Below are 19938 nucleotides of genomic sequence, written 5' to 3'. Positions count from 1 at the left end.
GCCAGGGGATTGCCCTGGCAGGCGCCGCGTCGATCAATCCGAGCCCTGCGTGGCCAGCACCGGGGCGCCGCCGCCGGGGCGTTTGGGATGCACCCACAAACGGTACGCCACGCAAAGCAGCGCGATCCACACCGCGCCAACGCCCAGCGCCGTTTGCGTGCCGGGGAAATATCCCAGGACGGCGATCACGAACACCATGAAGGCAATGGCCAGCAAGGGACCCAGCGGCCAGAACGGAACCGGGAACTTCAATGCGGCGACGTCTTCGGCGCGCATCTTGCGGCGCATCGCCACTTGCGAGAGCAGAATCATCAGCCACACCCATACGGTGGCGAAGGTGGCGATGGAGGCGATGAGCAGGAACACATTCTCCGGGATCAGATAGTTCAGCAACACGCCGACCAGTAACGCCACGGACATGACCACCACCGTCATCCACGGCACGCCGTTGCCCGAGACCGAGGCAAAGCCGCGCGGCGCCTGACCTTGCTGCGCCATGCCATACAGCATGCGGCCCGCGCCGAAGATGTCGCTGTTGATGGCCGATACGGCCGCGGAGATGACGACGATATTCAGGATGGTGGCCGCCGAGCCGATGCCCAGGCTGTCGAAGATCTGCACGAACGGACTGCCTTTGCTGCCGATCTGCGTCCACGGGAAGATGGACATCAGGACGAATAGCGTCAGCACGTAGAAGAGCAGGATGCGCATCGGGACGGCGTTGATGGCGCGGGGAATGGTGCGGCCCGGGTCCTTGGCTTCGCCGGCGGTGATGCCGATGATCTCGATGCCGCCAAACGCGAACACCACCACGGCCAGCGACGCAATCAGCCCGCCCACGCCATTGGGCATGAAGCCGCCGTGCGCCCAGAGGTTGTGCACGCCGGTCGCGGCGCTGTCCGCACCCAGTCCCAGGCCAAACAGCATGATGCCCAGGCCGCCCGCAATCATCGCAATGATGGCGCTGACTTTCAGCAGCGACAGCCAGAACTCCAGTTCGCCGAACACCTTGACGGACAGCAGGTTGATGGCGCCGATGAAGCAGACGATGGACAGCACCCAGATCCAGCGCGGCACGTCGGGATACCAGAAGCCCATGTACAACCCGAACGCGGTGATGTCGGCCAGACAGACGATGATCATCTCGAACGCGTAGGTCCAACCGGTCAGAAAGCCCGCGAGCGGGCCCAGGTATTGCGTCGCGTAATGGCCGAACGAGCCGGATACCGGATTGCGGACCGCCATCTCGCCGAGGGCGCGCATCACCATGTACACGGCGGCGCCGGCGACCAGGTACGCCAGCAGCACTGACGGTCCGGCTGCCTGGATCGCCTTGGCCGATCCGTAGAAGAGCCCCGTGCCGATGGCCGATCCCAATGCCATGAAGCGGATGTGCCGGGCATTCAGGCCCCGTGTGAGCGCCTGCGCGGGGGCCGGTGCGTCGGACTGCTTGGTTGCTTGCATTGTGTCTCTCTCGTGTTCCCTTGGACGTTCGGCATCAACCGCCGCGAGAGGCGCCTTCTGGTGGGCGCGTGCACGCGGCGTGGCAATGGCGGCCGGCGTCATCCGGCCGTCACGGACGGCATCACAGGCTGGGCAAAAGACCCGGGGGCATCAGGCCGTTCATGACCTGCGCGGCGAGCAGGCCGCTGGCCGCGGCGATGTCGGGCGCGAAGAAGCGGTCTTCTTCGTAGTGGGACACTTTTTCGCGCAGGGCGCGGCGCGCCTGTTCCAGTTGCGGAGAGGTCTTGAGCCCCTCGCGGAAATCCAGCCCCTGGCACGCGCCCAGCCATTCGATGGCCAGGATGTCGCGCACGTTGTCGGCCATGGCCCACAGACGCTTGCCCGCGTTGGGCGCCATCGAGACGTGGTCTTCCTGGTTGGCCGACGTGGGCATGCTGTCCACGCTGGCCGGATGCGCCAAGGCCTTGTTGTCGCTGGCCAGCGCCGCCGCCGTCACCTGGGCGATCATGAAGCCGGAGTTCACGCCGCCCTTGCGGACCAGGAACGGCGGCAATTGCGACATGTGCTTGTCCATCATCAGGGCGATGCGCCGTTCCGACAGGGCGCCGATCTCGGCCAGCGCCAGCGCCAGGTTGTCGGCGACGAGTGCGACGGGCTCCGCATGGAAGTTGCCGCCCGAGATGACGTCGCCTTGTTCGACGAACACGAGGGGATTGTCGGACACGGCGTTGGCTTCGATCTGGAGCACCTGGGCCGCGTGGCGGATCTGCGTGAGGCAGGCGCCCATGACCTGGGGCTGGCAACGCAGGGAGTAGGGGTCTTGCACCTTGCCGCAGTCGGCATGGGAATGGCCGACTTCGCTGTCCTCGCCCAGCAGGCTGCGGTAGACGGCGGCCACGTCGATCTGGCCGGTCTGGCCGCGCGCGGCGTGAATGCGGGCATCGAAGGGCGTGCGAGAGCCCAGCATGGCTTCGACGCTGAGGCTGCCGCAAACGAGGCCGGCCGCCATCATGTCTTCGGCTTCGAACAGACCGCGCAGGGCAAACGCGGTGGACACCTGGGTGCCGTTCAGAAGCGCCAGGCCTTCCTTGGCGGCAAGCGTCAGCGGCGTCAGGCCGGCGCGCGCCAGGGCGTCGCGCGCGGGCAGCCATTCGCCCTGATGGCGCGCCTGGCTTTCGCCCAGCAGCACCATCGACATGTGGGCAAGCGGGGCGAGGTCGCCCGAGGCGCCCACCGAACCCTTGAGCGGAATGTGGGGATAGACGCCCGCGTTGACCAGGGCAATCAGGCTGTCGATGACTTTGCGGCGCACACCGGAATAGCCGCGGGCCAGGCTGTTGATCTTCAGCACCATGATGAGGCGCACCATCGCGTCGTCCAGCGCCTCGCCCACGCCGGCGGCATGCGAACGCACCAGCGAAGTCTGCAAGGCCTGCAGGTCCTCGCGCGCGATCTTGGTGGAAGCCAACAGGCCAAAGCCGGTATTGATGCCGTAGACGGTGCGGCCTTCGGCGATGATGCGTTCAACCGTGGCCACGCTGGCGTCGATGCCCTGCGCGGCGCCGGGATCCAGCGTCAGGCTTACGGGCTGCCGGTAGGCGCGCCGCAGGTCGGCCAGCGTCAGGTGGCCCGGTTTCACATGCAATTCCATTTCCTCTTCTCCCACGCCGGTTGCCCGGCTGCTTGCGATCGTTGTTGTGCGGTCAGTCGCGCTTGCCGGTCACCATGGGCAGGTTCAAGCCCTGCTCGCGGGCGCAATCGATGGCGATCTGGTATCCGGCGTCGGCGTGCCGCATCACGCCCGTGGCCGGATCGTTGGTCAGCACCCGGGCGATGCGCTCGGCGGCCGCGTCGGTGCCGTCGCACACGATGACCATGCCGGAATGCTGCGAGAAGCCCATGCCGACGCCGCCGCCGTGATGCAGCGAGACCCAGGTCGCGCCGCTGGCGGTATTGAGCAGGGCGTTGAGCAGCGGCCAGTCGGACACGGCGTCCGAGCCGTCGCGCATGGACTCGGTTTCGCGGTTGGGGCTGGCGACGGAGCCGGAATCCAGGTGGTCCCGGCCAATGACGATGGGCGCCGACAGCTCGCCCGACCGGACCATCTCGTTGAATGCCAGGCCCAGCTTGGCGCGTGCGCCCAGGCCCACCCAGCAGATACGCGCGGGCAGCCCCTGGAAGCTGATGCGCTCGCGCGCCATGCTGAGCCAGCGGTGCAGGTGGGCGTCGTCGGGAATCAGTTCCTTGACCTTGGCGTCGGTTTTGTAGATGTCCTGGGGGTCGCCGGACAGCGCGGCCCAGCGGAACGGCCCCACGCCCCGGCAGAACAGCGGCCGGATGTAGGCCGGGACAAAGCCGGGGAAGTCGAACGCGTCGGCAACGCCTTCTTCCTTGGCCATCTGCCGGATGTTGTTGCCGTAGTCGAAGGTGGGGATGCCCTGCCGCTGGAATGCCAGCATGGCCTGCACGTGCACGGCCATCGACTGCTTGGCGGCCTTGATGACCGCCGCCGGCTCGCGCTGCGCGCGGTCCCGGTATTCCTGCCAGGTCCAGCCGGCGGGCAGGTAGCCGTTCAAGGGGTCGTGCGCGCTGGTCTGATCGGTGACCATGTCGGGCCTGACGCCCCGGCGCACGAGCTCGGGCAGGATCTCGGCGGCGTTGCCGCAGAGCGCGACGGACACCGCGCGGCCTGCTTGTGTGTGTTTGGCGATGCGGGCCAGGGCGTCGTCCAGGTTGGCGGCCTGTTCGTCCACATAGCGCGTGCGCAGGCGGAAATCGATGCGGCTTTGCTGGCATTCGATGTTGAGCGAGCACGCGCCGGCCAGCGTGGCCGCCAGGGGCTGCGCGCCGCCCATGCCGCCCAGGCCGGCGGTCAGGACCCAGCGCCCGGCGAGGTTGCCGCCGTAGTGCTGGCGGCCCGCTTCGACGAAGGTTTCGTACGTGCCCTGCACGATGCCCTGGCTGCCGATGTAGATCCAGCTGCCGGCGGTCATCTGGCCGTACATGGCCAGACCCTTGGCGTCCAGTTCGTTGAAGTGTTCCCACGTGGCCCAATGCGGGACGAGGTTCGAATTGGCGATCAGCACGCGGGGCGCGTTGGTGTGCGTCTTGAACACGCCGACCGGCTTGCCCGATTGCACCAGCAGCGTTTCGTCGTCGTTCAGGACCGTGAGGGATTCAACGATCTTGTCGTAGCAATCCCAGTCGCGGGCTGCGCGGCCGATGCCGCCGTAGACGACGAGCTCGTTCGGGTTCTCGGCCACGTCGGGGTCGAGGTTGTTCATGAGCATGCGCAAGGGCGCTTCGGTCAGCCAGCTCTTGGCCGTGAGTTGGCTGCCACGCGGTGCGCGAATGAGGGCGTCGCGGAATCGGGTCGAAGGCTTCAAGTGTGTCTCCTGGATCGGGTCGAGGCGCGCGGTGATCCAGCGCCAAGGTCATCGAATCTTATGATGCCTATGGTTGTATAGACAAGAGTAGATGACTTGTTTTCGAATCAGGGATTACCCCAATGAAAAATGCCGAAACCCGTGGGGATTCGGCATTGGCGAAAGAAGCAGGGGGCGCCGCAATGGCGCGGACGTCACGTCGTGAACTTGCCTTCCAGGCGGTGGCGCGAGCCGGGGTGGATCAGGCGGGCCAGCGTCACCGCGCGGTCGCCGGACCAGGTGCGCCGGCTGATGAGCAGGCATGGCTCATCGCGTTCGATCTGCAGCAATTGGCACTCGCGCGGCTTGGCCAGGATCGCCTCAACCACGTGTTCGCCCGCGCTCAGCGGCGCCACGCGGGTCAGGTATTCATAGGGCGTGCTTTGCGTGAAGTCCTGCTTCAGGTAGTCGGGCGCAAGGCGGACGTTGACGTAGCGGTCTTCCAGCTGGATCGGCACGTCGTCCTCGTAGTGGACGATGACCGAATGAAAGACCGGCTGCCCCGCGCGGATTTCCAGCGCCTGGGCTTGTTCGGCGCCGGCCGGCTCTTCAGCCAGCCGCACCACGCGGCTGTGGTGCCGGTGGTTCCGCGCCGCGATCTCGTCGGCGATGTTGTTCACGGCAAACAGGGCCGAGCGCGCCTTGGGCTGCGCGACAAAGGTGCCGACGCCTTGCATCCGCACAAGCAGGCCTTCCGATGTCAATTCGCGCAGTGCGCGGTTGATCGTCATGCGGCTGAATCCCAGTTCCTCGACCAGTTCGGCTTCCGACGGCACGCGGTAATGCGCGGGCCAGGCGCCGCTGCGGATCTGCTGCGCAATCATTTGCTTGACCTGCACGTACAGCGGAGCGGGCGGGGCATTGGCTGGAACAGGCAATCGGGGAGGGGAAGCAGCCACGAGGATTCCTGGGTATGCAACGTGTGAGCGGTGAAAATGCGGGCTCTAGTATAGACAGGTACACATCGCGCGCGGGGGCCTGGCCTCAGCCTCGCGCCGGCCTGCTGACCCGCAGCGCGGCAACCACCAGCGAAAACGCCGGCGACGGTTGCCGCCGGCTGGGGTAGTAAAGATGGTATCCCTCGAAGCTGGGGCACCAGTCCTCCAGCACCCGGACCAGCTGGCCGGATTCCAGATAGGGCATCAATTCGTCCTCCGGCAACAGCGACAGGCCAAGTCCCGCCAGCGCCGCGTCGATCTGGGGCTGGGTGGTGTTGAAGATCAGCGGGCCGTCCACGCGGACGTTCACCTGGCGGCCTCGTCGTTCGAAGTCCCATACATACAGGCCGCCCGAACTTTGCATGCGCTGATTGATGCAGGCGTGCTGCATCAGATCCTGGGGCACCTTCGGGACGGGCCGCGATTCGAAGTAGCCGGGCGACCCCACTACGGCCAGGCGCATTGGCGGACCGATGGGCACGGCGATCATGTCCTTATCGATGGTCTTGCCCATGCGCACACCGGCATCGAACCGGTCCGCCACGATGTCTCGGAATCCGTAGTTCACGTCGAACTCCAGCTTGATGTCCGGGTACTCGCGCATCAGCGGCGTCAGCTTGGGCAGCAGGACACTGTGCAGCACGTAGTCGCCACAGGTGATGCGCACGGTTCCCGCCGGCTTGTCGCGCAGTTCGGTCAGCTCGTCCAGCTCTGCCTCGATCTCGTCGAAGCGGTTGCCGATGGCGTTGAGCAGCCGCTCGCCCGCTGCCGTGGGTGAAACGCTGCGCGTGGTGCGCCTGAGCAGACGGATCTGCAGGCGCGTCTCCAGGCCGCTGACGGACTGGCTGAGCGCCGATTGCGTCACGCCCAGCAGCGACGCCGCGCGGGTGAAACTGCCTTCGCGCGCGACCGTCACGAAGTAAAGGAGGTCATTGAGGTTGCGACGGGCCATGGGACGAATAGAGAAATTGATTCGCTGATCTTATAAAGCTTTTGAGGATTGATCAGCTAGCTTTCGGCTCGGCCGTTTGCGGGGATTCGGGCAAAGACAAGCGCGAATCCGGACTGGCGGCGGGCGGCGCCTGCGAGCGGCGCCGGTTCTTACCGGGCCGTGACCCCATTCTTGACCGCCAGGATGTGCGCCATGACGCTCACCGCGATCTCGGCGGGCGTCTTGCTGCCGATGTGCAGTCCGACCGGCGAGTGCAGCCGTTGCAGCGACGCTTCCGTTTCATCGAAGTGTTCCATGAACCGCTCGCGGCGGCTGGCGGCGTTGCGGCGTGAGCCGATGGCGCCCACATAGAAGGCTGGGCTGTGCAGCGCTTCCAGCAGGGCCATGTCGTCAAGCTTGGGGTCATGGCTGAGCGCCACGATGCAGGTTCGGGTATCGGGGGCGAGCGCGCGCACGGCGTCGTCGGGCATTTCGGTGGTGAAGGCCACGCCGTCCACGGACCACGTGCCCAGGTGTTCGATCCGTGGGTCGCACACGGTCACCGCGAAGTCATTGAACAGCGCCATGGTGGCGACGTATTCGGCCAGCGATCCGGCGCCGATGAGGAGCAGCCGGTATTGGGGTCCAAGCGTGCTGGACAGCGTGACGCCATCGAAATGCAGGGCCTCGGGCGCCGATGCGTCGCCAAGCGTCACGGCCCCGGACGCGCAATCCACGGTCCGCTGCACGAGGTGGCCCGCCTCAAGCCGGCGGACCAATGCGTCAAGCGCCGCGCCGTCGGGTTCGAATTCAAGCAGCAGCTCAAGCGTGCCGCCGCAAGGCAGCCCGAAGCGGTGCGCCTCGTCGGCCGTGACGCCATAGCGAACGAGCTCGGGCACCGACTGCGGAATGGCCCCGTCGCCGTAGGCCCGCGTGTAGCGGTGGATCAGGTCGTCCTCGATGCAGCCGCCGGAGACCGATCCGATGCAGCGGCCGTCCTCGCGCAGCACCATCATCGAGCCGACGGGCCGCGGCGACGACCCCCACGTCTTGACGACGGTGGCCAGCATCAGGCGATGACCGTCCACCTGCCAATCGCGCGCCGCGCGCAGCACGCGCACATCAACACTTTCCATCATGCCACCTTGCGCACCGGCAGGCTGCGGATCCGCTTGCCGGTCGCGGCGAAGATGGCGTTGCACAGGGCGGGGGCCACGGGCGGCACCGGCGGCTCGCCCACGCCGCCCGGCGGCAACGCGTGATCGTCATTGACCAGATGCGTGCGGATCACGCGCGGCGAGGCGTTATGGCGCAGGACTTCGTAGTCATGGAAGTTGCTTTGCTTCACGCGGCCTTTTTCGAAGGTGATCTCGCTGGTCAGAGCCAAGCCAAGGCCCATGATGGCGCCGCCTTCCATTTGCGCGCGGATGCGTTCGGGATTGATCTGCGGGCCGCAATCCATGGCCATGTCCACGGCGACGACGCGGACCTCGCCGTTGTCATCCACCGCCACTTCGACGACCGTGGCCGTGTAGCTCATGAAGCTGTAGCAAAAGGCCAAACCCAGGCCGTGGCCCTTGGGCAAGGTGCGGCCCCAGCCTGCGCCCTTGCACGCGGCCTCGATTACGCCGCGCAGGCGGCCGGTGTCGTAGGGGTAGCGTTCAGGCGACTCGGTGTAGTTCCACGTGTCGGCCATCGTGGCGGGGTCGATCTGGCGGGCCGGGCCGATGAGGTCCAGCGCGAAGGCCTGCGGATCCTTGCCCGCGCGGTGGGCCAGTTCGTCGATGAAGCACTGGGCCGCGAAGGCATGGGGAATGTTGGCGACAGACCGGAACCAGCCGATGCGGGCGTGGGCGTCGACTTCGGCGGTCTCCACGCGCACGTTCGGAATGCGGTAGGGCATGTTGATCGCCGACATGGCCGATTCGAACATCTGCTGTCCCTTGGCGCCTTGCGCGAACAGCGAGGCGATGGTGGGGGCGGCGCTGCGGTGCAGCCAGGACTGGACTTGCCCCTGCGCGTCCATGACGGCTTCCAGTCGCTCGACCGACACGGTGTGCAGATAGTCGTGATGGATATCGTCCTCCCGCGTCCAGACCAGCTTGACCGGCGTGCCGTCGGGCATGGCGCGAGCCACGATGGCGGCTTCGTCCACGAAATCAGGCTTGGACTTGCGCCCGAAGCCGCCGCCCAGCAGCAGCACGTTGACCTTGACGTTGGCCGGTTCCAGCTTCAGGCGCGCGGCGACCGCGCTTTTGGCGGCGGCCGGATTCTGCACGGACGTCCAGACCTCGGCGCTGTTGCCCTTGATCTGCACGGTGGCGACCGGCGGTTCCATCGATGCGTGCGCCAGATGGGGCAAGTAGTATTCCGCAGCCACGCGCTCGGCTTCGGGCGCCTTGGCCCAGGCATTGGCGGCGTCGCCCTGGTTGCGCATCGTCTTGGCCGGCGCGCGGGCCGCCGCCTGCAGCGTTTGCCGGTAGGCGGCCGAGTCATAGCTGCCGTTCGGACCATCGTCCCATTCGATCTCCAGGGCGTCGCGTCCCTGGCGGGCGGCCCAGGTGTTGCGCGCCACGACGGCCACGCCGCCCAGCGGCTGGAATGCGGGGGCGCCCTGCATGGGGGGAATCTCGACGACCTTCAGCACGCCGGGCACGGCCAGCGCCTTGGCGCTGTCGAAACGCCGCAGCCGGCCGCCGACGACGGGAGGCCGCGCGACGACGGCATAGACCATGCCGGGCAGGCGCATGTCCATGCCGTAGGTGGCTTGCCCTTTGCCGATGGCTTCGAGGTCCACGAGGCGAACGTGATCCTTGCCGATGTACCGGAATGCGGACCGGTCCTTGAGCTTGAGCGCGTTGCCGGCCGGCACGGGCTGCTTGGCCGCGTCCGCCGCCAGGTCGCCATAGGACAGACGACGGCCGGTGGGCGCATGCAGCACTTCATGCTGTTCTGCCTTGACCTCGGCGACGGGCACGGCCCAGCGTGCGGCGGCGGCGGCTTCCAGCATCTGCCGGGCCGCGGCGCCCACGCGTCGCATCGGCATCAGGAAGTGCCGCATGCTGCGCGAGCCGTCCACGTTCTGATTGCCGTAGCGCGCTTCGTCGCCGGGCGCCTGCACGACCTTCACGCGTTCCCAGCGGGCTTCCATCTCGTCGGCCACCACCATCGGCAGGCTGGTGCGCACGCCCGTGCCCATTTCCGCGCGGTGCGCCACGATGGTGACCGTGCCGTCGGCGGCGATGCTGACAAAGACCAGCGGATCGTCCACGGTGCCACCAGGCATGCTGTCGGCGCCATACGCCTTGGCGGTCGGCTCGGCGGCCACCGCGGTCGTGACCCATCCCTTGGCCGTGACGGCAAGCGTCAAGACGCCCAGGCTGCCCTGCAGGAAAGCGCGGCGCGAAAGTTGAGCGGCGTCGGTCATTGCTTGCCTCCTTGGGCGAGGCGGCTGGCGGCCTGTTGAATGGCGGCCAGGATGCGCGGGTAAGTGCCGCAGCGGCAGATGTTGCCGCTCATGGCGTCCGCGATCTCCTGTTCGGTGGGAGTGGGGTTGGCCTTCAGCAGGCTCACCGCCGTCATGATCTGGCCCGCCTGGCAGTAGCCGCACTGCGCGACGTTGTTGTCGACCCAGGCCGTCTGCACCGCCCGGCCGACCGGATCGGCATCCATGCCTTCAATGGTCGACAGCTGGCGGCCGGAAGCCACCGAGACGGGGGTAAGGCAGGCGCGCACGGGCGTGCCGTCGATATGCACCGTACAGGCGCCGCACAGCGCCATGCCGCAACCGAACTTGGTGCCGGTCATGCCCAGCTCGTCTCGCAGAACCCATAGGATCGGCATGTCGTCCGGGACGTTGACGTCCTGGGTCTGACCGTTGATTTGCAGTTGCGTCATGGGGGCAGTTCCTGAGAGGCACGGCGCAGTCGTCTTGCCTCGGGTGGGGGGATAACTTCTTGAGTCCGGAATTTTGCCGAAAAAATCCCGGTTTTATTCATTAGCCCTACTAATAGGCCTGTTAAGGACCGGTTATGCCTGCGCGGAAACCGGCCCCTGGTTGCGCTACGACGCGTCCGGCCGGTAAAGCACGGCGCGCATGTCGGATGAAGCGCCCAACCGGCGCGACAGGTCGTCGGCGCGTTCCAGGATCATGGCCTCGAACGCGTTGGCATCGACGGTCTTGAGCCGTGCCGAGGGGCCGGCAATAGTCAGCGCGCCGACGAAGCGGTCTTCCTGGCCGATGACCGGAACAGACCAGGACGACGTATACGGATCGCGCGCGCCGCACGAGAAGATCGGCAGGCGGACCTGATCGCGCCGTTCGCCTTGCGCCCAGATCGCAAAGACCTGGCCCGTGGAGGATTTGTCGGGGGGCATCACGCTGCCGGCAATGACCTGGCTGTGCAGGCCTTCGTGCGGCTGGTGCCGGAAAAGGCACAGGCGCTGGCCCGGTTCTCCGCCTTCGACGTAATACGCCGCGCTTTCACCGGTGTCTGCCGACAGCCGCTCCAGCACTGGCATGACGACGGCCTCCAGGTCGAAGCCGCGCTCATAGACCCGCGCCAGGAACAGCACGCGCGGGCCCAGCCCATAGCGGCCGTCGGGCTCGCGCACCACATAGCCGCAGCGCGCCAGCGAATTGAGCAGGCGAAAGATCGTCGTCTTGTGCAAGGGAAGGCGGGCCGCGAAATCGGCCAGCGACAGGTGCTCCGCCCCGGGGCGAAAGCAGTCCAGCACGCTGAGCGCGCGTTCAACGGCCACGACGCCATCATTGCTCATGAATTCTCCAAGAGGAGCTGTTTTACTTGCTGATTGTACGTAATACAACGTCGTTTCGTAAATTTAAAATGCACCCAGTCTGTTGATTCGGGAGGCCGGGATGGCAAATTCGATGGTGGTGGTAACTGCCCATGTGGGCGATTTTGTCTGGCGTTGTGGCGGCGCGATGGCCCTGCATGCGCAGCGTGGCGTGCAGGTGCATCTGGTCTGCCTGAGCTATGGCGAAAACGGAGAGTCCAACGCGGCGTGGAAAGGCGATACGCAGCGCGAGGCGGTCAAGGCCCAGCGTCACGCCGAGGCGCAAGCCGCCGCCCAGATCCTGGGCGTGAGCAGCCTGGATTTTCACGACCTGGGCGACTATCCGCTGCCCGACTCGCCGGACGCCGTGCGCCGCATCTCCGAGACGCTGCGCCGTACCAAGCCGTCGGTGGTGCTCACCCACCCCGAGCACGATCCTTCCAACCTCGATCACTGCCGCACGTTCGAAATGACGCTGCGCGCCCGCATGCAGGCAATGGCGCCGGGGCATGGGGCCGACTTCGTGGTGCCGCCGCAAGTGTTGTGCTTTGAGCCGCATCAGACCGAGTTGTGCGGCTTCAAGCCCAATGTGCTGCTGGACATCACGGAGGTGTGGGAACGCAAGTGGCAGGCCATGCAGGCCATGCCGACGCAAAGCAACCTGTGGGCGTACTACGAGCGTGTCGCGCTGCAACGCGGCGCGCAGGCCGGGCGCCGGGGCAAAACGGCGGGCACGCGCTATGGCGAGGCTTATCAAAGCATTTTCCCGGCCGTGGTTTCGGCCTTGATGGAGTGACCCCATGCGCGACATCCACGAATCCGGCTTGACCAGCACATTGCTGGCGGACGTCGGCGCTCGCTATCTGCGCGCGGCGATCAAACCCCTGCGTGCGGGATGGACCGTGCGCGGCCGCGCGGTGACGGTGTCGGTCCCGGCGGGCGACAACCTGGCGATCCATGCAGCGCTCGCGCTTGCGCAACCTGGCGATGTGCTGGTGATGGATGCGCAGGGCTACACCGAACGCGCGGTGATGGGCGGAATCATGTGCGCGCAGGCCGCTGCAAGCGGCATCGCCGGCGTGGTGATCGACGGTGCGGTGCGCGACGCGGCAGAGCTGCGCCACGGCCTGCTGCCCGTGTTCGCCGCTGCGATTTCGCCAGCGGGGCCCGCCAAGGCCGGCGGCGGCACTGTGAACCGCCAGATCCAGTGCGGCGGTGTGCGCGTCGATCCGGGCGACTGGATCCTGGGCGATGACGACGGATTGGTCGTGGTCGCCCCGGCGGAAATGGACGCGATGGTTGCGGCAGCCTTGACCAAGGCCGGCGCCGAAGCCCGCCGCATGGCCGCCATCGCGCGCGGCGAACTGCGGCCCGTGTGGCTTGACGACGCGCTGGCCAAGGCCACGCTGGACGTTGGGACGTCGCTGCCTGCGTCCGAGTAACAGCTATTCAATACAACAGGAGGAAGACAATGAACTTCAAGCACACGCTGGGCGCGATCGCCCTGATGGCGGGCCTTGCGCCCTTTGCCGCGGCCCACGCCGACTATCCCGAAAGGCCGATACGCATGATCGTGCCGTTTGCGGCAGGCGGCCCCGCGGACATGGTCGGACGCGAATTCGCCAAGCTGTTTGGCGAAAAGCTGGGGCAGCCCGTGGTGGTTGTGAATGCGGGCGGCGGTCACGGCGTGCCGGCGTTGAACCAGGTGCTGGGGGCCGAAGCGGACGGCTATACGCTGCTCATGCCTGCCTCGGGCAACATGACGGTGCCGTCCAAGGCCATGCAGGGCAAGAAGGTGCTGGAAGTGCTGGCGCCCATCAGTCTCTTGACCGAAAGCCCGCACGTCCTGGTGGTGAACGCGCAGTTGCCGGTGAATTCGGTGCCGGAACTCGTCGATTACGCGCGCGCCCATCCCGGCAAGGTCAATTTCGGGTCGGCAGGCGTGGGGGGCGTGGCGCATCTGGGCATGGAGCTTTTCAAGAGCAAGGCCAAGGTGGATGTGGTGCACGTGCCTTACCGGGGTACCTCGCAGGTGCTGACCGACCTGGCGTCGGGTCAGGTTCAGGCGCTGTTCAGCAGCATGCCGTCGCTCAAGCCCATGATCGACAAGGGGGCCGTGAAGGCGCTGGCGATGAGCGCGCCGAGCAAGGGCGCGGATACCGCGAAGCTGCCCCTGATTTCCCAGACCTTGCCGGGCGTGTCGTACACCACCTGGTACGCGCTCTTTGCCAAGGCGGGCACGCCGCCCGAGGTGCTGGCCAAGCTGAACGCGGCGGTGGTCGACACACTGAAGAATCCCGAGCTGAATCAGAAGTTCGAGTCGCAGGGCGTGGAGTTCGTCTCCAGCACGCCGCAGCAGCTTGCCGACACGGTGCGGCGCGACACCGCGCAGTGGACGGCGCTGATTGACGAAGCCGGCATCGAAATCGAGTAGGCATCGCGTGGCAAAGCGGGGAGGGCGGCCGCCTTACCCGCTTTTGCTACGACTTAACACGTCTTTTCCGGCCAGGCTTTGCTATAAAAGCGCCTACAGCATTTCTGTAGGGCCGGGAAAATGTCGATTCGTACGATCAGCCGCTGCGGCGCGGCCTTGTTCTTCGTCGCGCTGGTGGCCGGTTGCTCGTCCACCAAGCCGACACCAGAGGAAAAGGCCAGCGCGACCACTACCACGCCCGCTCGGGCCAGCAACGAGTGCAAGTCCAAACGCAAGCAGTGCCTGCACGAAGGCTCTTACGATGTCGGCGAGCGGGCATACGCGGAAGACGAGGCCAAGCGCCTGAACCTGGCCGAGTCCCAGCGCCTGCGCCGCCTGTTCGATAAATAGTCCACCGTTAATGTCTTGCCCAACGCCGTAGAACCGTCGTCGATGACCCGAAAACCGCTCGCCATCATCCAGATGGGCCGCCCGCCCGAAGACCTGCGGCAGGCGCAAGGCGAACAGTCCGACTGGATGCTGGCCGCGCTGGCCGACCCCGACCTGCCGGTGCGCGTTTGCAAACCCCACGATGATGAGGCGCTGCCCGCGTGGGACGAGCTGGCCGGGGCCGTGCTGACCGGATCCTGGTCCATGGTGACGGATCGCGAACCCTGGAGCGAACGCACTGCCGAATGGTTGCGCGGCGCGCATCGCGCGCAGCTGCCGCTGCTGGGCATCTGCTACGGCCATCAGTTGATGGCGCACGCGCTGGGCGGCGTGGTCGATTTCCATCCCCAAGGCCGCGAGATCGGCCAACATGCCATCGACTTTTGCGCGGACGTCGCCGGCGATGCGTTGTTTGGCGCGCTGCCGCCGCGCTTTCTTGCCAATCTCACGCATGAGCAGAGCGTGCTGACGCCGCCGCCGGGCGCCGAGGTGCTGGCGCGGTCGCGGCACGATCCGCACCAGGTCCTGCGCTATGGACCGAACGCATGGTCCGTCCAGTTCCACCCCGAGTTCTCGCCCACATTGATGTCGGCCTGCCTGGCGCGCCGGGCGCCGGTCTTCGAGGCAGAGGGCTACGATGTGGCGGCGATGGTCGCCGGGCTGGGACCCACGCACGATGCGCGCCAACTGCTGCGCACCTTTGCGCGGCGATTCGCCTAGCCGAATCGGGTAGCCGCTTGGCATTTCGGCTTCAAATTGCGGCTTCAAATTGCGCCTTCCTGCCTTCATATCACACGCGCGTGACACGCCTGCCGGTGTGGCGCGCGCGTGCGCCGCTGTCGATCTCGCGCCACAAAAAGGCGATTGATTTGCGCTTCTTTGCGCCACCTCCCTTGCGTCCCCAGAACTGACATATTGCGTCCCTAGAATTCGTTCCTGCCATGCGCCGTGTGCATCACTGTGCCGCCCGCAACGCGGGTCTGGCTACCTGCGCATGTCTGTTCACATCAATGGGAATCTGTAATGAAAAAGACTCTGTTCGCCACCGCCATCTTCGCCGCGCTGTCCGGCATGGCGCAGGCGGAAACATCGGTGACGCTGTATGGCCTGATCGACACGGGCGTGGGTTATCAGCGGATCAAGGGCGATGGCTTCCACGAATCCAAGGTCGGCATGAGCAATGGCGTTTCCAGCGGTTCGCGTTGGGGCCTGCGCGGTTCGGAAGATCTGGGCGACGGCCTGTCCGCCGTGTTCACGCTTGAAAGCGGCTTCAATTCAGCCAACGGCCAATCGGGCCAGAGCAGCCGCCTGTTCGGCCGCCAAGCCACCATCGGCCTGAAGAGCTCGTCCTGGGGCCTGTTGGAATTCGGTCGTCAGACCAACATCGCCTCCAAGTACCTGGGCGCGATCGATCCGTTCGGCGCCAGCTACGGCCAGGCCAACATCGGCAACGCGTTCAGCGCCGCCAACACCGTCCGTTACGACAACATGGTCCAGTACGCGACCCCGTCGTTCGGCGGCTTCCAGGCTGGCATTGGCTACTCGTTCAACGTCGCTGACACGACCGCGGCGCAGACGGGCTTTCGCACCGCCAACAACACCCGCGCCATCACGGCCGGTGTGCGCTACGTGAATGGCCCCCTGAACGTCGCTCTGACGTACGACCAGCTGAACCCCGCCAACCAGCTTGGCAACGATGCCACGCCCAAGTCGTGGAACGTCGGCGCCTCGTACGACTTCGAAGTCGTGAAGCTGGCGGCCGCCTTCGGCCAGACGCGTGACGGCTGGTTCACCGGCCAGAGCATCAACGCCTTCGGCAGCACCGAAACCATCGCCGATGGCTTCCGTTCGAACGTTGGCGTCGAAAACTTCAAGGCCAACTCGTACATGGTCGGCCTGACCGTGCCGCTCGGCGCCAGCTCGATCCTGGCTTCGTGGCAACGTGCCGATCCGGACAGCGATCTGCTGACCGGTGGCGATTCGGCCATGAACGTGTACAGCATCGGCTACACGTACAACCTGTCCAAGCGTACGAACGTGTACGCGCTGGGTTCCTACGCCACGGACTTCGCGTTCATCGACGGCGTCAAGAGCACGGTCGGCATGGTTGGTATCCGTCATCGCTTCTAAGCGGCAGACGTGATGAGCGGCGCGCCTGGCGCGCGCCGCTTGCGCCCTGCACCGCGGTTGCACTGAGCGGATTGGGCGTCTTACCCGGCCACAGACGCGAAAAAAGCGGCCACCTCCCTAGCTCCACTCTCAGTCCGCTCACCCGAACTTCGATCATGGCAAACCGAAGGCCCGCGCATTCTGGCGCGGGCTTTGCCATTTCTGGCTGACCACCGGCCACGCCTTCCCACAATCCCTCATTGCGCGTCCGCGGCCCAAAAGGGCCGCGCCGGCGTTGTAGTATTGGAAGCTCAGCCTAAACATCGGATAGCTATGCAAACGCACAACGCTCGGCTCGCGGAAATGACTTTGGCGTTGGCGCTGGCCCTGACCGCAACGGCCGCGCCTGCGCAGACCCCGGATGCCTCGCCGGCTGGCGCCAAGCCGGCTGAAGCGAAGCCTGCCGAATCGAAGCCTGCCGAAGCCAAGCCTGCAGACGCTAAGCCAGCAGAAGCCAAACCAGCAGACGCTAAGCCAGCAGACGCTAAGCCAGCAGACGCTAAGCCGGCCGAGGTCAAGCCGCCCGAAGCGAAGCCCGCGCAAACCAAGCCGGCCGAAGCCAAGCCCGCGCAAACCAAGCCGGCCGAAGCCAAGCCGGCTGGAACGAAGCCCGCAGAAGCGAAGCCAGCAGAAGCGAAGCCCGCCGATGCCAAGCCCGCCGACGCCAAAGCGTCCGGCGACCCCGCCGCGCAGGATCCGAATGGCGCACCCGTGGACGCCGCGGTGGCGCCGCCGCCACCTCCACCGCCGCTGCAGGTCCTGGACGGCAAGCTCCGCGTCGCCATCCCCGCGGGTTTCGCCGAAACCGAGTTTCCGTCCGATCCGGCCACGCCCGAGGTCTCGGGCAAGATCTACCTGAACCGCGCGACCATGCAGGCCATCATCGTGATCGATGTGCCGGTTGAACAGGCCGTTGGCGATGACGACGCATTCACGCTGGGGGCGATGGCCGCGGGCTTCCAATCGCAGCAGCAGGCCGCGGTGCCCACGTTCAAGAAGACGGGCGACGGCGCGTTCAAGGTCGGCAGCATCGGCGTCTTTCAACTTGATGCAACCAGCAGGCTGTCCGGCCGTCCCGCAGAACTGACGGCGCTGTTCGCGGCGTCGGGCAAAAAGGTCGTGACCTTTTCGGTCTATACGTTGGCGCAAGAAAAAGCCCGGCATCCCGGGCTGGTCGAAGAACTGAAAAAGGGCATGTCGGTAACGCCGTAATGGGCGCGACAGGCCAGAGCGCCCGTCATGCCGGCGGGAATCAGTTCGGCTTCCAGAACACGTAATCGGCCTGGTATGCCACCTGCGTTTTCTGGCCTTTGTTGGCCGGCGAGCAGGGCGTTTGCGGCACGCCGCCGCCTGCGCGAACCAGCCGCTGAATGTACGTGACGCCGGTCAGCACGCCCACGCCTGCCGAAGGATTGGCCAGCACGAGCTGGTCGTACAGCCGGTCCGGTCCGGCATATGCGCGTACGGTTTCCATCCCCGTCAATGTCGAGCCGTCGGCGGCCCGCCAGCTTTCAGGCGGACTCTTGTACGTGCCGCGCGGCTCCGATGATCCCGCCTGGCCTGCGCCCAGCGTGGCGCTGGCGCCCGCGACGACCCAGGCATAGCGCGAGCCGTCGGTCTGGATCATCCGGCATTCGTAGGTGATGACGCCTTCAGCCGGCGCGCGCCATGCAACGCTATTGTCTGCCGGCACCTGCATGATCTGCGGCACGTTGTCCTGGGCCGCCGCGGCGGAGGCGGCCAGACTGGCTGCCAGGAACAGTCCGGCCAACGCCGGGCGAGGGTGAGTCGGAATGCGGTTCATCCATGCTCCTTCGGGCGGGCAGGGCGCCCGCGGTGGCAGTTGCGGGCGCGCTTGGCCCAAGGTCCGGCGGGGCCGGAATCGGGCCATTCTGCCACGATTCCCCGCCGGCGCTGGTCTCAATTGATTTGCAGCGTGTAGGCGGCTTTGCCGCGCAGCAGCGTCAACACCAGCGGCTGCGCGCCCGCGCCGCTCAAGAGGTCGCGCAGGTCCGCCAGCTTGCTGACGGGTCGCTGGTTCACGCCGATGACGATGTCGCCGCGCTGCAGGCGCGCAGCCACCGGGCCCCGGTCCGGATAGGTGGCGCTGACCGCCGCGCCGTCATTGCCCTGCACGCGCTGCGCGCGTCCCACTTCGGTGAATTCGACGCCGTTGAAGCGCGCGTCCAGGGAGCCGCCATGCAGGCGCTCGTTCTGTTCCGGTTCGATGCGCAGCACGACGTCCCGCTTTGCGCCCGCGCGCAACAGCCCCAGGCGCACCTGGCGGCCCACCGGCAGCAGGCCTTCGGCGTTGCGCAACTGCGCGCTGGAACCGATGGCCTTGCCGTCGATCGACAGGATCTGATCGCGGGCCTGGATGCCGGCCTTCTGTGCGGGAGAACCATCCGCCACGCGGGCAACGGCCACGCCCGTCGATCCTGGCGCCAGGCCAAGCTGGCGCGCATTGCGTGGCGTGATGTCCAGCGTGTCCAGACCCAGCCCCCCGCGTTGCACCTGCCCGTGCTGCAGCAACTGCCGCATGACCTCGCCCGCCAGGTTGGACGGAATGGCAAAGCCGATGCCCACGTTGCCGCCCGACGGCGTGTAGATCATCGTGTTGATGCCCACCAGTTCCCCGTTCAGATTGACCAGCGCGCCGCCCGAGTTGCCCGGATTGATGGAGGCGTCGGTCTGGATGAAGTTCTGGTAGCCGGCGGCGCGCAGGCTGGACCGGTCCAGCGCGGACACGATGCCCGACGATGCGGATTGGCCCAGGCCGTAGGGATCGCCGATGGCGACCACGAAGTCGCCCACGCGCAAATCGCTGGAATCGGACAACGCCAGCGCTTGCAGGTCTTGCGCGGGGATGCGCAGCACCGCCAGATCGGTGTCCGGATCGCTGCCCACGACGGTGGCGTTGAAACTGCGGCCGTCCTGCAACGACACGCGGATGGTGGCGGCGCCGCGAATTACGTGGTGATTGGTCAGCACGTTGCCCTGGCTGGCGTCCACGATGACGCCCGATCCGACGTTCTGGCGCATGCCGCCGGGCGCGCGCACCGGGTTAGCCGCTTGTCCGTCCGATTGCGCCGAGATGTTCACGACTGCGGGCGTGACGCGCTCGAGCATGGGGGCCAGCGAAGGCAAGGGCTGACCGTCCACGGCCAGCGGAAGCGCGGCGCGCGCAGGCGGTAGCGGCGCGGCCAGCAGCAGGGCGCAGCAGGCCGTGGCAAGGAATGCGGGTAAGCGTCGCGCGCGGCGCGATGCACTACGCGCGACGCAGCGGGGTTCAAGAGGCGGCAAGGCCAGGCGGGGCATATCGATCCTTCCGGCAACGAGGCGGCAGTATTC

18 protein-coding genes are annotated in these 19938 nt (G+C 66.5%); 7 read left to right on the top strand and 11 right to left on the bottom strand.

Annotation, left to right across the window (positions count from 1 at the left end; genetic code table 11):
* Positions 1-33: 33 nt before the first annotated feature.
* From V6V88_RS19390 to V6V88_RS19350, 9 genes are all read right to left on the bottom strand, one after another.
* Positions 34-1464: an amino acid permease gene (locus V6V88_RS19390; RefSeq protein WP_062842186.1), complete on the bottom strand. Its 1431-nt coding sequence runs from the start codon at positions 1462-1464 to the stop codon at positions 34-36.
* 121 nt (positions 1465-1585) lie between these two features.
* Positions 1586-3115, bottom strand: a complete 1530-nt coding sequence (hutH, locus tag V6V88_RS19385; RefSeq protein WP_056323184.1) for a histidine ammonia-lyase — start codon at positions 3113-3115, stop codon at positions 1586-1588.
* A 52-nt stretch (positions 3116-3167) separates the two neighbouring features.
* Entirely contained in the window at positions 3168-4850 is a 1683-nt protein-coding gene (hutU, locus tag V6V88_RS19380) for a urocanate hydratase (protein WP_142054121.1), read from the bottom strand.
* Between the two features lie 194 nt (positions 4851-5044).
* Positions 5045-5767 carry a histidine utilization repressor gene (hutC, locus tag V6V88_RS19375; RefSeq protein ID WP_338619657.1) on the bottom strand — a complete coding sequence of 241 codons (723 nt, stop codon included), beginning with the start codon at positions 5765-5767 and terminating at the stop codon, positions 5045-5047.
* A 106-nt stretch (positions 5768-5873) separates the two neighbouring features.
* A complete protein-coding gene (locus tag V6V88_RS19370) occupies positions 5874-6779 on the bottom strand; it encodes a LysR family transcriptional regulator (protein WP_253858454.1) in 906 nt (301 codons plus the stop codon).
* Positions 6780-6928: 149 nt separating this feature from the next.
* Entirely contained in the window at positions 6929-7894 is a 966-nt protein-coding gene (locus tag V6V88_RS19365) for an XdhC family protein (RefSeq protein ID WP_253858524.1), read from the bottom strand.
* On the bottom strand, positions 7894-10185 hold the full coding sequence (locus V6V88_RS19360; RefSeq protein WP_223576365.1) for a molybdopterin cofactor-binding domain-containing protein: 2292 nt from the start codon (positions 10183-10185) through the stop codon (positions 7894-7896). Before V6V88_RS19360 ends, V6V88_RS19365 begins: the two co-directional genes overlap by 1 nt.
* Positions 10182-10655, bottom strand: coding sequence for a (2Fe-2S)-binding protein (locus V6V88_RS19355; RefSeq protein ID WP_056323189.1), 474 nt, complete (start codon positions 10653-10655; stop codon positions 10182-10184). The genes V6V88_RS19360 and V6V88_RS19355 overlap by 4 nt, the downstream gene beginning before the upstream one ends.
* 165 nt (positions 10656-10820) lie before the next feature.
* A complete protein-coding gene (locus tag V6V88_RS19350; RefSeq protein WP_142054127.1) occupies positions 10821-11537 on the bottom strand; it encodes an IclR family transcriptional regulator in 717 nt (238 codons plus the stop codon).
* 100 nt (positions 11538-11637) lie between these two features.
* On the opposite strand from V6V88_RS19350, the gene V6V88_RS19345 reads away from it, so the two are divergent.
* The 7 genes from V6V88_RS19345 (at position 11638) to V6V88_RS19315 (ending at position 17799) form a co-directional block, all read left to right on the top strand.
* A complete protein-coding gene (locus V6V88_RS19345) occupies positions 11638-12351 on the top strand; it encodes a PIG-L deacetylase family protein (RefSeq protein ID WP_223576364.1) in 714 nt (237 codons plus the stop codon).
* Between the two features lie 4 nt (positions 12352-12355).
* Positions 12356-12997, top strand: coding sequence for an RraA family protein (locus V6V88_RS19340; protein WP_338616004.1), 642 nt, complete (start codon positions 12356-12358; stop codon positions 12995-12997).
* 29 nt (positions 12998-13026) lie between these two features.
* Positions 13027-13989 carry a tripartite tricarboxylate transporter substrate binding protein gene (locus V6V88_RS19335; RefSeq protein WP_062842176.1) on the top strand — a complete coding sequence of 321 codons (963 nt, stop codon included), beginning with the start codon at positions 13027-13029 and terminating at the stop codon, positions 13987-13989.
* A gap of 120 nt (positions 13990-14109) precedes the next feature.
* Positions 14110-14379 (top strand): hypothetical protein, encoded by a 270-nt coding sequence (locus V6V88_RS19330; protein WP_223576363.1) that lies wholly within the window; start codon positions 14110-14112, stop codon positions 14377-14379.
* Between the two features lie 42 nt (positions 14380-14421).
* Positions 14422-15138: a glutamine amidotransferase gene (locus V6V88_RS19325; RefSeq protein ID WP_223576362.1), complete on the top strand. Its 717-nt coding sequence runs from the start codon at positions 14422-14424 to the stop codon at positions 15136-15138.
* A 303-nt stretch (positions 15139-15441) separates the two neighbouring features.
* Positions 15442-16548: a porin gene (locus V6V88_RS19320; protein WP_223576361.1), complete on the top strand. Its 1107-nt coding sequence runs from the start codon at positions 15442-15444 to the stop codon at positions 16546-16548.
* Positions 16549-16860: 312 nt separating this feature from the next.
* Positions 16861-17799, top strand: a complete 939-nt coding sequence (locus V6V88_RS19315; RefSeq protein ID WP_338616002.1) for a hypothetical protein — start codon at positions 16861-16863, stop codon at positions 17797-17799.
* A gap of 40 nt (positions 17800-17839) precedes the next feature.
* Here the strand turns inward: V6V88_RS19315 and V6V88_RS19310 are convergent, their stop codons facing one another.
* Together V6V88_RS19310 and V6V88_RS19305 are read right to left on the bottom strand one after the other, a co-directional pair.
* A complete protein-coding gene (locus V6V88_RS19310; RefSeq protein ID WP_223576360.1) occupies positions 17840-18391 on the bottom strand; it encodes a DUF3455 domain-containing protein in 552 nt (183 codons plus the stop codon).
* A gap of 116 nt (positions 18392-18507) precedes the next feature.
* Positions 18508-19905: a trypsin-like peptidase domain-containing protein gene (locus V6V88_RS19305; protein WP_338616000.1), complete on the bottom strand. Its 1398-nt coding sequence runs from the start codon at positions 19903-19905 to the stop codon at positions 18508-18510.
* Positions 19906-19938 lie beyond the last annotated feature (33 nt).

This window comes from Achromobacter sp. E1, assembly GCF_037039475.1.
GTDB classification, from domain to species: domain Bacteria; phylum Pseudomonadota; class Gammaproteobacteria; order Burkholderiales; family Burkholderiaceae_B; genus Achromobacter; species Achromobacter mucicolens.
The sequence above is the reverse complement of the archived record's forward strand: the minus strand, read 5'-3'. Positions and strand labels throughout refer to the sequence as shown.

Bases quoted from the DNA above. Each gene is read 5' to 3' on its own strand.
- V6V88_RS19390 (WP_062842186.1), bottom strand. From the start codon at position 1,464: ATGCAAGCAACCAAGCAGTCCGACGCACCGGCCCCCGCGCAGGCGCTC.
- hutH (WP_056323184.1), bottom strand. From the start codon at position 3,115: ATGGAATTGCATGTGAAACCGGGCCACCTGACGCTGGCCGACCTGCGG.
- V6V88_RS19370 (WP_253858454.1), bottom strand. From the start codon at position 6,779: ATGGCCCGTCGCAACCTCAATGACCTCCTTTACTTCGTGACGGTCGCG.
- V6V88_RS19365 (WP_253858524.1), bottom strand. From the start codon at position 7,894: ATGGAAAGTGTTGATGTGCGCGTGCTGCGCGCGGCGCGCGATTGGCAG.
- V6V88_RS19360 (WP_223576365.1), bottom strand. From the start codon at position 10,185: ATGACCGACGCCGCTCAACTTTCGCGCCGCGCTTTCCTGCAGGGCAGC.
- V6V88_RS19355 (WP_056323189.1), bottom strand. From the start codon at position 10,655: ATGACGCAACTGCAAATCAACGGTCAGACCCAGGACGTCAACGTCCCG.
- V6V88_RS19350 (WP_142054127.1), bottom strand. From the start codon at position 11,537: ATGAGCAATGATGGCGTCGTGGCCGTTGAACGCGCGCTCAGCGTGCTG.
- V6V88_RS19345 (WP_223576364.1), top strand. From the start codon at position 11,638: ATGGCAAATTCGATGGTGGTGGTAACTGCCCATGTGGGCGATTTTGTC.
- V6V88_RS19340 (WP_338616004.1), top strand. From the start codon at position 12,356: ATGCGCGACATCCACGAATCCGGCTTGACCAGCACATTGCTGGCGGAC.
- V6V88_RS19335 (WP_062842176.1), top strand. From the start codon at position 13,027: ATGAACTTCAAGCACACGCTGGGCGCGATCGCCCTGATGGCGGGCCTT.
- V6V88_RS19330 (WP_223576363.1), top strand. From the start codon at position 14,110: ATGTCGATTCGTACGATCAGCCGCTGCGGCGCGGCCTTGTTCTTCGTC.
- V6V88_RS19325 (WP_223576362.1), top strand. From the start codon at position 14,422: ATGACCCGAAAACCGCTCGCCATCATCCAGATGGGCCGCCCGCCCGAA.
- V6V88_RS19320 (WP_223576361.1), top strand. From the start codon at position 15,442: ATGAAAAAGACTCTGTTCGCCACCGCCATCTTCGCCGCGCTGTCCGGC.
- V6V88_RS19315 (WP_338616002.1), top strand. From the start codon at position 16,861: ATGCAAACGCACAACGCTCGGCTCGCGGAAATGACTTTGGCGTTGGCG.
- V6V88_RS19310 (WP_223576360.1), bottom strand. From the start codon at position 18,391: ATGAACCGCATTCCGACTCACCCTCGCCCGGCGTTGGCCGGACTGTTC.
- V6V88_RS19305 (WP_338616000.1), bottom strand. From the start codon at position 19,905: ATGCCCCGCCTGGCCTTGCCGCCTCTTGAACCCCGCTGCGTCGCGCGT.